This is a genomic window from Limnohabitans sp. MORI2 (assembly GCF_027925025.1).
GTDB lineage: Bacteria > Pseudomonadota > Gammaproteobacteria > Burkholderiales > Burkholderiaceae_C > Limnohabitans.
On record NZ_AP027058.1, the window covers coordinates 480,810 to 496,582 of the forward strand.

Genomic DNA, 15,773 nt, shown 5'->3' on the forward strand with positions numbered 1-15,773 from the left:
CCATGCAACTCGATAACGTCTTTGGTATTGCAGGCACTGCGCTGAACGCGCAAGCCATTCGCATGAACACCACGGCCTCTAACTTGGCTAACGCCAACTCAGTGGCTGGTTCGGAGGAAGAGGCCTACCGTGGCCGCCGTCCACTCTTCAAAGCTTTGATGCAAGAAGAAATGACCCACGCTGGCGCGCAGTTCGTCGGTGGCGTCAAGGTAGACCGCATCGTCAACGACCCAGCCCCGATTCGCAAGACTTGGGAGCCAGGCAACCCACTCGCCGACAAAGAAGGCTATGTCTTTCACTCCAACGTGAATGAAATGTCTGAGATGGTCGACATGATGGCCGCCTCTCGCTCTTATCAAAACAACGTTGAAGTGGTGAACACCGCACGTCAGCTGATGATGCGCACCCTCGAAATCACCAAGAGCTAATTAGGAGTCTCACATGGCTATCGATACCTCGTCTTCTATTAGCGGCATCATGACCACGGCGCAGTACAACGCGCAAAAAGCGGCCACGCCTCAAAAAACAAGCATGGGACAAACAGAGTTTTTGACACTGTTCACGACACAGCTGAAAAATCAAGACCCCACCGATCCAGTGAAAAACGAAGCCTTTGTGGCGCAACTGGCTCAGTTCTCTCAACTCGAAGCGACCACCGCGATGAAGACCAGCATGGAAAGTTTGGTCAGCAGCTTGGCGAACGATCGTTTGTTGGGTGCGACATCTCTGATTGGCAAAACTGTGGGCGTACCTGATGGTCCTGTCGAAGTGACCGACACCACAGTTTCTCAAGGTGTGATGAATTTGCCAACTGGTGCCGATGGCATCAAGCTGCAAGTCTTCAACGACAAAGGTATTTTGGTTCGCACCCAAATCATGGGCGCACAACCTGTGGGTGATGTGACGTTGTCTTGGGACGGTATGACAGACGGCGGAACCGCCGCTGCCAATGGTATCTATCGCTATGTGGCCTCCGTCAATAGCAATGGCACCGTCACCAAACCCACGATCAACACCTATGCCACGGTCAAGGGCGTCAGCAGCGCAGGCACGTCAGATGGCACCATGTTGTTGGAAGTCACGGGTGGCAAGACCGTCAATTTGGCAGATGTCAAACGCATCAGCAACTAATTTTCAAATACAAGAATTTCTCTCAGGAGCTAAAGCACCATGTCTTTCTATACCGCACTCACAGGTTTGAACGCTGCCACTGCCCAAATGGGTGTCACATCCAACAACATTGCCAACGTTTCCACCACCGGTTTTAAGCGAAGCCGTACTGACTTTGGCGATATTTTTGCGACTTCACCCCTCCAAAAAGCCTCGGCCACGATTGGTCAAGGTGTGGCTTTGAAAAAGGTGACACAAGAATTTGGTCAAGGTAACTTGGTGTTCTCATCAAACACTTTGGACTTGGCGATCAGCGGTGACGGTTTCTTCCCACTGAAGTCCCAAGACGGTTTCCAAGACATCTTCACGCGTAACGGTGTGTTCATGATGAACGACCAAAACAACGTGGTGAACTCAGCAGGACAGAAATTGATGGCAGCGTCAGTTGACTCGTCCGGCAAAGCGAATTTGGATGACATGAACGTGCTCACCATCCCGCAAAAAACCACGGGCATGGCCAAACAAACCAGCAAAGTGTCTTTGGGTTTGAACTTCCCCGCTGATGCCGCTGTGATTACCAAAGATTTCAACCGCAACGATCCAGAAACATACAACAAGAGTACAGCTCTTACGGTGTATGACGCTGGCGGTAACTCTTATTTGGCTTCTGTTTATTACGTGAAGACCCAAAACGCAAGTCAAGAAACACCCAACAACAAATGGCAAACCTATGTGTATGTGGGTGACAAGTTGGTGAACGCTTCTTTGCAGCAAGCAACCAACAACTTGGGCGAAGAGATGTACGTCAACAAGTACGGTGAGCTCAAAGCTAAAAGTGACTTCAAAACACCAGAACAAATTGCTGAATTGAACAGTAGTTTTTCGAAGAAAACCATCAAGTTCTCGTTGGACCAATTGACGGATGTGCGTGTATCTAAGCCTGCGACCGTCAACGGCGGCATGGCCACCGATTTGGGTACAGGTTCCAACGACGGCATTGATTTCGCCAATTACCTCAACATCAGTAAGTCTGATTTGCTGCGTCAACAAGGTAGCAGTGCTGTCACCTACACCTTGGATTCCAATGTGGTCGGTGCGCGTTCAATTGAGTTCGGCCCCAATGCTGCACGCGTGACGGTTGATATTCCCGCCACAGGATCTACGCCCCCCACCGTGGAGCAGGTGGCTTCGACCTTGAACCTCAACGCCAGCTTTGCGTCAACTTATGTCGCACAGGCCGCAAAACCAGCGGTCGCGTTTGAGGGCATTAATTTTGGCGCCACTGCGCCGACGACCAACCCCTTTGCCAGCTTCAGCATCAACATTGGCGGCAAACAAATGGACTTGACTTCCTTGTCGGTGAATACCGTTTCCGGGGTTGATATGGCCACTGAGTTGCAAACCAAATTGCAAGCCATGGACGAAGGTCGTTCAAACATTTCCGTGGCCTGGGATGATGCCACCAAAAGCTTGACCATCACCGATTCGGCACAACGCAACATCAGTGGCGCAACTCTGACCAAGGTCACCTCTGCAGCTTCTGATGTATCCACTGGCAATGCCATTAAATATGCGGATTCAATTCTGAAGATCACGGCCTTAGACCCCAACGTCTCAGCTTCCGATATCAAGGGCACGACATCTGCCAAAGGTGTGGTCGTGACGCAAGGCACAGCCGTTGTCGCTGCAGACAAAATTGCTTTGCAAGAGACACCGTACACACGTGCCACGGCGGCGTTCACATTTGCCGACGCGGCCGTCGGGTTTAAAGCCACTTTTGGCACAGCAACACCGCCGCTGTTTGAAGAAGCGACATCTGGCTCAGACTTGGCCGACAAGCTGAACAAGAACGCCACCTTTGTGGCGGACTACATTGCCACGTATTCAGCTGCCGACAAGTCCCTCACCATCACCGCAAAAGACCCATCGAGCGCAAGCGCTCAAACCATTGCCAACTCGGTCAAGGTTTTGCAAAGCGTGACGGAAGCTACGGGCCCATTTGTTCAAATCGAAGACATTGATGCAACAACGGGCGTATCCAACAATCCCGTGTTGACAACCGGTGTTGCCTCTGCCTTGGACAGCAGCAAACGAAGCATTGATGATTTGAAAAATCTGTTCACAGTTAATGTGGATAACTCGATCGACTCCGTCACCGTGGGCTTGGATCACTTGATTGAGAGCATGAGCAAGCTGCCAGCCAGTGCCAGCAAAAAGCTCTCAGGTACCCAAATTGCCGCTGAATTGACCAATGTGATTGCGCGTGCCTATGGTGACGAAAAGCCTTTCAATTTTTCAACGGTCGGCGCACCGACGTTCTCGTTGTCCTTGACTCGCGCAGACAAATCCACACTTCCTAAGTTGCCGATTGATTTGTCGACGTTGAAAGATTTGCGCAATGAGGATTTGGTGCGTGAAGTTCAAAAACAAATCGATGATGATCCTCAATACAGTGGCAACTTGGTCGTGAGCTATGACACGGCCAAGCAGCAGCTGGTTTTCACGCCTACGAACAATGCCAAAGTCACGGTGTCCAGCGATCAAACGGCTATGAATTTGGCAGATCCTTTAGTGCAGGGCGTCAATGATTCATCCGTTGGCTTGCCTTTGTCGCCCTCTGTTTCTACATCGCCGTTCCGTGCGCTCAACGATCAACGCTACGGCATGAAGGTTGAATACGACGCCGTCAAGCAATCCTTTGTTTTCCAGTCTGGTACGACAGGCGATGCCTCTGGCTTGTCCATCACGGGCATTCGTCCCGGCAGTTTGGCAACACAAATTTCCAAAGGTTTGGGCATGACGGGTGACCCCGCCAACTACATCATCACGCCTTCGACGGTCGATGCCCTACGCGGCGTCGCTTCTAAGCCCGCGGTGCTCACAGGCAACCCATTGGCAGTGAACGTCGATAACAACTTCTCGGTCGACAGCACCAACAACCAGTTTGTGGTGTCCGTTAACGGCATCACTGGAACCGTGATCATTCCACCCAAGGACACATACACCCTGGGTACGTTCATGGAGGCTTTGCAAAACGGCATCAACAACCTGCAAGGTCCATCAAAGAATGGTTTAACACCTGAGTCTGTCAACGGCGTGAAGGTGAGCTACAACAGCAAGAGCAACGCGCTTGAATTCACCACAGGAACGGCATCGACCAGCTCTTATGTGAAGATCACTGGCGATGCACGTTGGGGCTTGGATGGTTTGGATGCCAAGTTTGGTTCCACCACCACATGGATCAAACCAACGCCTTTCAAAGATGACAAAGGCGCAACGGTCTACATCGACGGCTTTGGTGCCGAATCCTCCACCGCCACTGGTTTTGATACGCTGCCTGCATGGTCACCGGTTTACTTTGACAAAGGTGAGCTGACGTTTGACACCGCTGGTAATTTGATTTCACCAAAGCAAGGTGCTCAGTTAGACACCGTGTACTTGCCAAACGGTAAAGGCGCTTTGACCATGAACATCGACTACGCCAAGTCAACGCAGTTCGCGTCTCCCTTCTCCGTGTTGTCACAGTCGCAAGATGGTGCGCCTGAAGGTGACTTGGTGGGCTTGGCCATTGCCGACGATGGTTTGGTTTCTGCCAGTTTCTCGAATGGTTCACAGAAGTCTTTGGGCAAAGTGGTGTTGGTGAACTTCTCAAACCCCTCTGGTTTGCGCCAGATCGGCGACACCAACTACTACAAAACATCTGATTCAGGTGTGCCTAAGTACGGCGAAGCCGGTTCTGCAGGTTTCGGTACGGTGCGCTCAGGCGCGACCGAGCGTGCCAACGTCGACTTGACCCAAGAATTGGTGGACTTGATCACCGAGCAACGTAACTTCCAAGCCAACGCCAAGGCCATGGAAACCAGCACCTCGATGACCAACACCATCATTCAGATCCGTAACTAATAAGTTGCATTAAGAGCCTGATATGGACCGCTTATCTTTCAACGCGATGGCGGCGATCAACGAAGATCGCTTGATTCGACAACAACTGTCGAACGACTTGGCCAACGTGACCACTGTAGGTTTCAAGCGCACGTTTGAAGCCACCATCCAGCCGCATCAAGCGGTGGGTGAGGGCTTTGACTCACGTCTGCAACCTCGTCTGTACACCACAGACCGCGTTCGTTTGGATGCGGGCCCCCTGATGGTCACGGGGCGTGATTTAGACATCTCTCTGAACCACAAAACCGTGATGGGCGTGATGGGTAATGACGGAAAACTGGCATTTACCCGCCGAGGTGACCTGCATGTCAATAACAACGGTGTTTTAGAAACCGGTTCGGGCCACATTGTCCAAGGCCAAGACGGCGGCCCGATCACGATTCCTGTCGGTGCAACCGTCAACATTACGAACACGGGGCAAATTTTTGCCGCTGACCCGACTCAACAAGGTGTCCCTCAAGAACAGCTGATCGGCACGCTGATGCTGCGTGACGCCAGTACTACCAACCTTATCAAGCGTGAAGACGGTTTGTTTCGGGTTGACGAAAAACCACTTGGCACGGACTTTGCAACAGGTCCAGAGCCAGTTTCTTTGACACCGAAGGCCCTAGAGGGTAGCAGTGTCAATCCAATGGCATCGATGGTGAAGCTGATTGAACAGAGTCGCTCGTTTGAGCATCAGATTCGAATGATCAAGGAAAGCAAATCCAACGATGAGTCGGGCGCCTCCATGATGAAGGTGTCCTAATTTGACAGTTTAAAAGGGGCTTAAAGCCATGGACGCATCATTGTGGGTAGCCAAAACGGGTCTTGACGCGCAGCAAACGCGTATGAACGTGATCTCGAACAACTTGGCCAACGTGAATACGACTGGCTTCAAGCGCGACCGTGCTGTGTTTGAGGACTTGCTCTATCAAAACGTCAAACAGCCCGGCGGTCAAACGACCAACAACACCTTGTCCCCCACCGGCTTGATGCTGGGTACGGGTGTGAAGATCAATGCCACTGAAAAGCTCCACTTGCAAGGCAACTTGGTCAACACCCAATCGCCACTCGATTTGGCGATCATGGGCAACGGCATGTTCCAAATTCAAATGCCAGACGGCACCACGTCGTACACACGCGACGGTAACTTCAAGATCAGCAACACCGGTCAAGTCGTGACCGCATCCGGCTTTCCGCTGATTCCAGCCATCACCATTCCAGCCAACACGGCCGCTGTGACCTTTGGTCAAGATGGCACTGTGTCTGCTGAGTTAGATGCGGGCGCTGGCTCTCAAAACATTGGCCAAATTCAAATTGCACGATTCGTCAATCCCAGTGGCTTAAAGCCCATTGGCAACAACTTGTTCGAAGCGTCACAAGCCAGTGGTGTAGCTCAAATTCTCACGCCAGGCCTCAACGGGGCAGGGGCGCTGAAGCAAGGCTCGCTCGAAGCATCTAACGTGAACGTGGTGGAAGAAATGGTCAACATGATCGAAACCCAACGCGCTTACGAAATCAACTCCAAGGCCATCTCTGCAGTGGACGGCATGTTGAAGTTCTTGAATCAAAACATCTGAGCGAGGTTCACCATGATTGCTCTTCGTCTTCTCGCTCTGGTCGCCATTGTTTATTTGCTGCAGGGCTGCGCCACAGAACCTGTCGATATGGTTCTGCGTCCTTCGCCCGATTTCCAGCCGGTCTATCCCTTGGCCAGCGACCGGCAAAAAGTTGCCACCGGCGGCATTTACAGCAACCGTCAAAGTGACGCTTGGTTTGGCCGTGGTCGCAATTACCAAGTCGGCGACATCATCACCGTGTTGTTGAACGAATCGACACAAGCCGCACGCACACAAAACACTGATGTGAGCCGTGAGTCTAAAAACTCATTGCCATCAGGCTTCAATACCAAGATCGGCAGCATCAACCCATTCTTTAATGGGGTTGACATCAATAACAACAACAACAGTTCCAAAGGCGCTGGAAAAGCCGATCAACAAGCGTCACTGTCAGGCTCCGTAGCTGTGACGGTGGTTGAAATTCTGGCCAACGGCAATTTGGTCATCCGTGGCGAGAAAAAACTCGGCCTGTCTGAAGGCACCGAAGTCATTCAAGTCTCTGGCGTGATTCGTCCAGAAGACGTGGGCCCCAACAGCACGGTTCAATCACGCCGCTTGGCCAATGCACAAATCGCGTACCGCGGTTCAGGTGACTTGGCCAACGCCACCAAAGCAGGCTGGGGTACCAGCTTGATGCACAAATACTGGCCGTTTTAATCATGAACACGATGTCTAAATTTCTTCGCTTCGCGTTAGTCAGCTTGTGCCTTGTGGCGACAAGTGCTGCGCAGGCTGATCGCGTCAAAGATTTGGCCACACTGGCTGCCCAACGTCCCAACCAATTGATTGGTTACGGTTTGGTGGTCGGTTTACAAGGCACGGGTGATGACGCTTCGGTGCCGTTCACCACACAAAGCATGAAAGCCATGCTCTCGCAAATGGGTGTGCGCATTGACGGCCCATTAACCGACTTTGAACAAGCCGCCACGGCAGCGCGTGTGGACATCAAAAACACCGCCGCGGTGTTGGTGACGGCTGATTTGCCAGGTTTTTCTAAGCCCGGCCAACGCATTGACGTCAATGTGTCCGCCATCGGCAAAGCTTCTAACTTGCGTGGTGGTAGCTTGATCATGACCGCCATGCGCGGTGTGGACGGCGAAATTTACGCGTTGGCGCAAGGTGCTTTGACAGCCACCGGCATTGACGCCAGTGCGGCCGGATCGAAAGTACAAATTGGGGTGCCTACCTCGGCCCGCATTCCCGGTGGTGCGATTGTGGAACGCATTGTGGATACGCCGTTTGAAACATCTGAAAACGTGATCTACAACATCCGTGAAAACGATTTTTCGACCACGACTGCCATCGTCAATGCGATCAATAAAAAATTTGGCGGTGATGTTGCACAAGCCATTGACGGTACTTCGGTATCGGTACGTGCCCCCCAAAACTTGAATCAACGCGTTGCTTTTATGAGCATGGTGGAGAGCTTGGAAGTTACTCCCGGTGAACCACCTGCACGTGTGGTCATCAACTCTCGCACAGGCACAGTGGTCATCAACCGTTCCGTACGTGTCACAGCCGCGGCCGTGTCACACGGCACCATTTCCGTGGCCATCACAGCCACCAACGAAGTCTCTCAACCCAATGCACTCGCGGGTGGGCAAACCACCGAGGTGCAAAACGCTGACATCAAAGTGGCGGAGCCCAACAAGCCCATGTTCTTGTTCCAGCCCGGCGTCGAGTTGCGTCAAATTGTGGATGCCGTCAACCAAGTGGGTGCCACGCCTTCTGCTTTGATTGCCATTCTTGAAGCCTTGAAGAGCTCTGGCAGCTTACGCGCCGAGTTGGTCATCATCTAAGCGAGCATGTCATGAATAGCCCAGTCGATACCTCTACCGCCAAGTCCTATATGGACTTCTCGGCGCTGGGCGAATTACGTGGCAAAGCTCAGCAAAACCAAGACAAGGCTCTGAAAGAGTCGGCACAACAGTTTGAGGGCCTCTTCATCCAAATGATGATGAAGTCCATGCGTGAGGCCAATGCGCCCATGAAGGACGAAGACAACCAGTCGCACGCGATGGAAACCTTTGAGGGCATGTTTGACAAAGAAGTGTCTTTGCAAATGGCCAAGCGAGGCGCCATTGGCGTGGGTGCATTCATGGAACGCGCGGTCAAGCAACAAAGTTCGCCGCCCCCCACGGCTGCGGCCATGTTGGGTGCACGTCAGAAATCGATTCCTTTGAATCCTAAGCAAGAGCCTATGCGCTTGCCTACCGCGGCAGACCTGTATAAAGGTCTTGCACTGGAAAAAGAACTGCCACTCAAGAGCTTGCAAGAGTTCAAGATGCCTTTCTCTGGAGGTGTTAAATGAGTGACATGCTCGGCATCGCCAGCGGCGGCATTGGTGCTTATCAACGTGCGCTGACCACGGTCAGTAACAACATTGCAAACGTCAACACCGAGGGGTACTCGCGTCAAGACGTGGTGCTCAAAGACTCTGCGCCTAAAAAGATGGCCAGCATGTACGTTGGTACTGGCGTCATGTTGGAGACGGTCAAGCGCCAGTTTGATGCATTCGCAGAATCCAATCTGCGCAACAGCACCAGCGACCTCTCAAGCCAAAAACCGATGGTGGATTACGCCAAGCGCGTGATGGACATCATGGGTGACAAAAGCATTGGTCTGAGTTCTGCGTTTGACAATTTCTTTGCTGCAGCCAGTTCTTTGTCTGCCGATCCCGCTTCATCGGTACAACGTACCAGCTTCATGCGCACAGCAGATGGCGTGGCCTCTCGTTTTGGTGAGCTCAACACGCAGCTGGACCTGATTGCGACCGAAACCCGCACTGGCATTGAAGGTGTCGCCAAGCAGGTCAACACCCTGACATCGCAATTGGCACTGATCAACCAGAGTCTGTCTAAATCGCCCACGCTGGAGGGGCAAGCGCCTGAGCTGTTGGATCGTCGCGATCTCACCTTGCGTCAGTTGTCTGACTTGGTGCGCATCAAAACCAGCTTCACCACCAATGGCACCGTGAATGTCAGCTTGGGCACCACGATGACTCAAGGCTTGGTGGTCAATGGCAATAAGCCTCGTCCCATTGGTTTGGATACCAGCGTTCCAGGCAAAACGGAACTGATTTTGGATCCGTACGGCAAAACTGAATCATTGGCAAGTGCCAGCGGCGGTCAGCTGGGTGGCTACCAGAGCTTCATCAGCCAAGTGTTAGAGCCTGCACAAAAAAACCTGAGTGCACTGGCGCAGACCTTTGTGGCTGAAACCAATGCGATTCAAAAAAATGGCATTGATGGTTATGGCCAAATGGGTCAGGACTTGTTTGCTTTCGACCCCAAAGCCAGCAGCCCTGCTGCAGGTATGCGCTTGGCCATGAACGATGGCATGCGAGTCGCGACGGCTGCGCAGTTCCGTGTGAGCGAAGGTAATACCAACATCACCACCACACGCGCCACCGTCAAGTTCACAGGTACCACGCCCAGCACAGCGCTGAGTAACCCCAATTTGGTCAACAACCCCAACCCCACAGCCGGCGTGAGCTTCAAGGTTGACGGGGCACGCGTGTATTCGCCCGTGACTACTTTGTCCGCTGGCGTTGGGGCGACCTTTTACTTAGACGAAGCTGGTCCTGGTCAACAGTTGCAAGTGATGACCCGTGATGGGCGCTTGTTGATGGGTGAATCACTCGATGAGACAGCCAAGCATCAGCTGTTCACAACAGACAACGGATTTGCAGCCAATGCCACCTACAGCGAAGCGTATTTGAACAAAACCGGCTCCGCTGCATACCGCAACTTAGATTTGTTCTATGGAGCGAAGGCAACCGTTTTGTATGGTCAAAATTTTGATCAATACGGCGCAGCAGGCAAACCGATTCCACTGCCAGCTGTGATGGAAACAGCTCGCATTCCTGGTACCGGTGACTACATCCCAGAAGGCGCGCTATCCCTCAATGGCGTGAAGATGGGCGAGCTCAAGGCCTTGGCCACACCCGCCGATGTGGCGAAGTGGGTCAATGACAAAACTTCAGAAACCGATATTCGCGCTGAGGTGTTCAGCGAGATTCGTGTTCCCACAGGTCAAATCGATTTGAAGAAAAGCCTCACCATCAATGGTGAAGTCATTCAAGGCTACCAAGACCTCAAAGGCTTGGTCGATGCCATCAATCACACATTGAATCCGGATGTGGGTTCGGCCTTGGACGCCAGCAAACACGTCGAAGCTTCACTCACTTCGTCGGGCGAGTTGATTTTGAAAAATGCGGATGGCAACCCCATTCAAATCAATGCCAACGTGGGTGCTTTAGAGCCAGGCGCGAATGCTTTGAATTTGGCCCTGGGGACCTACAACGGTCAAGTCCGCATGACCCAAATTGTGCGTGACATGCACATCTCAAGTGGTGATTTGCAATATTCGAAACCCTTGCAAATCAATGGTGTCAATTTGAACCAAGCTAGTTATGGCTTGGGGCAAGATGTGTCCTACACCGTGAACTTCGGATATCCACAGCAGACTTTTGTCGGAACACCCGAAGAGCTGATGGCTGCGATGAGTGATCGTACGAAGGCTTCTATCTCGGATGTGAACTTTGGCAACGCGCCTGCTGATCAAGCCTTTTCTTCGTTCGGCATCGAGATCGATGGGGTTCATGTTCAGTTAGATAACTTGCATCCCGCGACCGCTGATTTGACAGGTTTGGCCTCCGAGTTGGAATCCCGCCTGAATGGGGCTGATGCCAACCGCAACGCCTTACATGTGACGGTGTCGGGCAATCAGCTGATCTTCTCGGATGATTTGGGTCGCAATTTGACACAAGTCAGTTTGACCACCAGTGACGAGGCCTACAAAGCGGGTGCACGTGTAGGTAATGTGGATCAACGTTTTGCAGATGAATACCAAGCCTCCTATGTGGATGGTGAATTCGTTATCACTGCTTTTGATGCCAAGATGGGTGATGCTGACATTGCCAACAAGTTCAACATCAAGTTGGGAACCTTGACGGTCGATGCAAAGCCAGGCATGTCATCGATGAATGATCTGATCGCTCGCATCAACAGCAAACAAGCCGACACAGGCGTGACCGCTTCATTGGACAGCAATTTAGATTTGCAGTTGACGGTGACTGACGAAAAGGGGGTGCGCAGCATCTCCATCGGTCCAGGCAAAAACACAGACGGTAGCTACACCACCAACGCTTTGGGCGTAGAGCCCATGGATTACTCGGCCACCGAGCGCCTCAAGCGCATGCTGGCCGAAGACCCCACCAAAACAGACATCCGTTTCTCATTCAGCACCTATACCTATGGCGACCCTAAAGTAGACACGTTTGGCAACCCTGCCGACTTGGCTAAATTGGGTTTGCGTACAGGCGCGTACATCGAGGGTGGCTGCCCCGATGATTTGTTGTTGTTCGTCACGGGCAAGGGCGCGGCCAAGGTGGCAGCTACCTACAGCGGAGAACCAGACAACGCACGCGACAACTTGCGTAGCCAAAAGCTGGAAGTCAAGTTCACAGCTGCCGATCGATACAGTATTTTCGATGCCAAAACAGGGACCGAACTGGCCAGTCGTCAGTACGACCCAACGGCCTTAGAGCCTGTCATCGAATTTCAAGGGCTGAACATCAAGCTGACCCATGCAGCTTCGGTGGGCGATAGCTTCACGATTGATGGCAACTACGATGGCTTGGCCAACAACGTCAATATGTTGGACATGGTCGATCTGAACAAGAAGCCCGTGGCCAATGGCAAAACCATTGCCAACACCTACATCGACCAAATCAACAACGTCGGTAACTTGGCGCAGCAGGCCATCATCACGCAACAAGCGTTGACGGTGGTGAATGACCAAGCCATTGCCGCTCGTGACAAAGTTTCTGGCGTCAATCTCGATGATGAAGCCGCTGCGTTGATCCGTTACCAACAGGCTTATCAAGCTTGTGCCAAAGCATTGCAAGTCTCGGGCACCTTGTTTGACACGATTGCAAATATCCGCTGATGAAGGCGAGTTTTTATGAAAATCTCCACCACTCTTTACTTTGACCGTGCCACCCAGCAAATGGGAAACGTGCAAGCCAATTTGTCCAAAGTCCAAGAGCAAATGTCGACGGGCCTGCAAATTGTCAAGCCAAGCGATGCACCTGACAAAGCAGCCTTGGTGACCCGTATGGAGTCGGAGTTGTCGCGTCAAACCAGCTACCAAGAGACCTTGAAGGCGGTGAACGTGCGTTTAACAGCGCAGGAAACGGCGCTGAAAAACACCAGCGATGTGCTGTATCGCATCAAAGAGTTGGCGACCCAAGCCGCCAACGACACCTTGAGTAGTGCAGATCGCCAAAGCGTTGCCTTGGAATTGGGCGCTTTGCGTGAGCAAATCATGAGTCTCGGTAATAGCCAAGACAGCAATGGCAACTACCTCTTTTCCGGCAGTAAAGCCAGCACACCGCCTTATGCCAAAGACAGTGCAGGTGTGGTGTATTACCAAGGCGATCAAGCACGGATGAAAGTCAACGTGGGCGACAGCCGCCGCATGAACCTTAATATGCCAGGCTCAGATGCCTATGTGCGCGTTGTCCGCGATGACGGTAAAGGTGGCAAAACGGGCGTGGACTTTTTCCAAGCCTTAGATGATTTGGTGACTGCTGTGAAATCGAGCGATCACACCAACATTCAGCGCGGTATTTCTGAGGTCGATGCATTGCAACAAGGCGTCAGTGATGGCTTGGCTCAAGTGGGTACCGACTTGACGGTGGTCGACATGCAAAACAGCGTCCTAGATGAAGTGGTTTTGCGCTTGAAGGCCACCCGTTCGGATGTGGAGGATTTGGATTACACCGAAGCCATTACCCGCATGAACAAAGACCAACTCGCTTTACAAGCTGCACAGAGTGGCTTTTCAAAAATCTCTCAGTTGAGCTTGTTCAACTACATCAAGTGATGCGACTCAAGTTTTTCTAACTCCTGTCGATCACTCCACCGATTAGCCCACATAAAGCATCGCAACCATGGCCACCTCCGCAGTTTCATCGACCAGTACGAGTGCCTCATCAACGGCCGCTAAGACTGCTACTAGTAGTGCCGCCAATATTGCGGCAGCCAACCGTGCTGCAGCCCAAAAGCTACTGACATCATTGAATGCTGGTTCAGGTGTCGATGTTGCCTCATTGGCTCAGAACTTGGTTGATGCAGAAAGCGTTCCCCAGAAGAATGCAATCAACGCAAAAATCACAAAAAACGAGGCGCGTATTTCTGGCTACGCCGCTGTTTCATTTGTCGCCTCTGAGTTGAACAACGCATTCACGGCACTCAAAGACCAAAACAGCTTCAGCTCCCTGGCCGCAACCAACACGCAGCCCAACGCATTTTCAGTCACCACCACTGCCTCAGCAGTGGCAGGATCGCATGACATCGAGGTGCTGCAACTCGCCAAATCCCAGCGCACCATCAGTGCAGGTTTTGCTTCTGCCAGTGCTTCAGTCAACGGTGGCAACCCCATGTCGTTGACACTGACCGTGGGTGGCGTCGCCAAACCTGCCATCAATTTGGCTGAAGGCAAAGACACACCGCAGAACATTGTCGATGCCATCAATTTGGCCAAAACAGGTGTCACCGCAACGTTGGTGAACACGGGTGACACGTCCGGACCCGCTTTTCAAATTGTGCTCACGGGGCCCAAAGGCGCGGCGGGTGCTTTTTCGTTGTCGAGCAGCTATACGCAAGTCGGGGGCGCCGTCAGCAGCACGCCGAATGCGGGTTCTTCAGGTTTGTCGTTTCCAGCCAATACGGCCAACCAAGTGGCTACCGATGCCATGGTCAAAGTTGATGGCATCACGATCAAACGAAGCAGCAATACCTTGACCGATGTTTTGGCAGGTGTCACGATTGACTTGAAAGCGCCAACCTCTGCCACTGAGGGTGCTGCCAATTTGAGCTTGGTGCGCGATACCACTGCGTTGAAAGAAAAATTCAAAACGCTGGTCACCACCTACAACGATGCAGCCTCCATGTTGAATGTGGTGTCTGACCCTAAATCAACGGTTGACACCTATGGCGCCACATTGGTCGGAGACTCCACCACGCGCAGCGTGAAGTCTTTGATGCGCAATTTGGTGCAAGGTGAATCCAACACCCCCGGCACCAAGATCACAGCCATGTGGCAAATGGGGTTGAGCATCGATCGATCCGGCGTGATGACGTTGGACGAAGCCAAATTGGATGCCGCTTTGACTGACAACTTCGACGATGTCGTCAAGACCATGACTGGTAATACCAATGGTCTCAGTGCGTACAGCGTACAGCCTGCAGGTTTTGCTGGCGAGGCCATGCGTAAGTTGTCCAAGTTGATTGGCCCCAACGGACCTTTGCTCAGCAATAGCCAAAACGCTGAAACCCAAAATACCAAATACCAAGCTGATTTGTCCAAGCTTGAAACCCGCATGACCACGTTGTTGGCCCGCTATAACAAGCAATTCGCCAGCATGGAAAGCATTGTGGGCAGCGTCAATAGCCAGAAAACAAGCCTTAAATCTAGTTTTGACGGCATGATGTCCGTCTACACAAATAAATAATTTTTTAAATTTTTCCTAAAGTTCTTCCTGCTGGCGCCGATTGAAGGCGAACCCCGCTATTTCTATGGGGTAAAGGCGGTTCTTATGGGAAATGAAATTCAACCGAAAGTACCTCAGCCAGCGCTAGCTCGGCCTGAGGTGGCTGTCATGGCGATGGGCTCTAAAGCGCCTGTGGGTACAACGCCGTCTGAACATCCCAAAGACAAAGAAGTGCCAAGCATTCCTAAGCCTGTCATCAAATTTGATGAAGAGCACGCACGCAAGAATTTAGAAGAGGCACTGCAAAAGCTCAATGACATGATGAAAGACAGCGGTCGCATGTTGAGCTTCACGATGGACGTCAAGTTAGGTCGTCCCATCGTCTTCGTCAAAAACATGGCCAATGGCGAAGTGGTGCGCCAAATCCCCAATGAAGTGGTGGTGCGTGTTGCACATGGCATTGAAGATTTCAAAGGCATGCTGCACAACGCGGCTGCTTAAGCCATACGCCAAGTGGTGTATTGCCCATTTTTTACAAAATTTTTTCAGAAAACCACTCAAGTAATTTCCCAGCATACCGAATCACTGGCTATCAGGAAATGAAATTCTTGAAATCTTTA

The 15,773-nt window shown here is 52.0% G+C and carries 12 protein-coding genes; all 12 read left to right on the plus strand.

The window, feature by feature from the left end:
- Window positions 1–2: 2 nt before the first annotated feature.
- The 12 genes from flgC (at window position 3) to QMG27_RS02510 (ending at window position 15,654) form a co-directional block, all read left to right on the plus strand.
- Window positions 3–428, plus strand: a complete 426-nt coding sequence (flgC, locus tag QMG27_RS02455) for a flagellar basal body rod protein FlgC (protein WP_281812815.1) — start codon at window positions 3–5, stop codon at window positions 426–428.
- Window positions 429–441: 13 nt separating this feature from the next.
- Entirely contained in the window at window positions 442–1,131 is a 690-nt protein-coding gene (locus QMG27_RS02460) for a flagellar hook capping FlgD N-terminal domain-containing protein (RefSeq protein WP_281812817.1), read from the plus strand.
- Between the two features lie 39 nt (window positions 1,132–1,170).
- A complete protein-coding gene (locus tag QMG27_RS02465; RefSeq protein ID WP_281812819.1) occupies window positions 1,171–5,013 on the plus strand; it encodes a flagellar hook-basal body complex protein in 3,843 nt (1,280 codons plus the stop codon).
- Window positions 5,014–5,035: 22 nt separating this feature from the next.
- Entirely contained in the window at window positions 5,036–5,800 is a 765-nt protein-coding gene (locus QMG27_RS02470) for a flagellar basal body rod C-terminal domain-containing protein (RefSeq protein WP_281812821.1), read from the plus strand.
- A gap of 28 nt (window positions 5,801–5,828) precedes the next feature.
- Window positions 5,829–6,614 (plus strand): flagellar basal-body rod protein FlgG, encoded by a 786-nt coding sequence (gene flgG / locus QMG27_RS02475; RefSeq protein ID WP_281812823.1) that lies wholly within the window; start codon window positions 5,829–5,831, stop codon window positions 6,612–6,614.
- A gap of 12 nt (window positions 6,615–6,626) precedes the next feature.
- Window positions 6,627–7,310: a flagellar basal body L-ring protein FlgH gene (locus tag QMG27_RS02480; RefSeq protein WP_281812825.1), complete on the plus strand. Its 684-nt coding sequence runs from the start codon at window positions 6,627–6,629 to the stop codon at window positions 7,308–7,310.
- Between the two features lie 11 nt (window positions 7,311–7,321).
- Window positions 7,322–8,452 (plus strand): flagellar basal body P-ring protein FlgI, encoded by a 1,131-nt coding sequence (locus QMG27_RS02485; protein WP_281812827.1) that lies wholly within the window; start codon window positions 7,322–7,324, stop codon window positions 8,450–8,452.
- An 11-nt stretch (window positions 8,453–8,463) separates the two neighbouring features.
- Window positions 8,464–8,964 (plus strand): rod-binding protein, encoded by a 501-nt coding sequence (locus tag QMG27_RS02490; RefSeq protein ID WP_281812829.1) that lies wholly within the window; start codon window positions 8,464–8,466, stop codon window positions 8,962–8,964.
- Window positions 8,961–12,605 (plus strand): flagellar hook-associated protein FlgK, encoded by a 3,645-nt coding sequence (flgK, locus tag QMG27_RS02495; RefSeq protein ID WP_281812830.1) that lies wholly within the window; start codon window positions 8,961–8,963, stop codon window positions 12,603–12,605. The genes QMG27_RS02490 and flgK overlap by 4 nt, the downstream gene beginning before the upstream one ends.
- A 15-nt stretch (window positions 12,606–12,620) precedes the next feature.
- Window positions 12,621–13,544 (plus strand): flagellar hook-associated protein FlgL, encoded by a 924-nt coding sequence (gene flgL / locus QMG27_RS02500; protein WP_281812832.1) that lies wholly within the window; start codon window positions 12,621–12,623, stop codon window positions 13,542–13,544.
- Between the two features lie 67 nt (window positions 13,545–13,611).
- Window positions 13,612–15,174 (plus strand): flagellar filament capping protein FliD, encoded by a 1,563-nt coding sequence (fliD, locus tag QMG27_RS02505; protein WP_281812834.1) that lies wholly within the window; start codon window positions 13,612–13,614, stop codon window positions 15,172–15,174.
- Window positions 15,175–15,258: 84 nt separating this feature from the next.
- Window positions 15,259–15,654 (plus strand): flagellar protein FlaG, encoded by a 396-nt coding sequence (locus QMG27_RS02510; protein ID WP_281812837.1) that lies wholly within the window; start codon window positions 15,259–15,261, stop codon window positions 15,652–15,654.
- Window positions 15,655–15,773 lie beyond the last annotated feature (119 nt).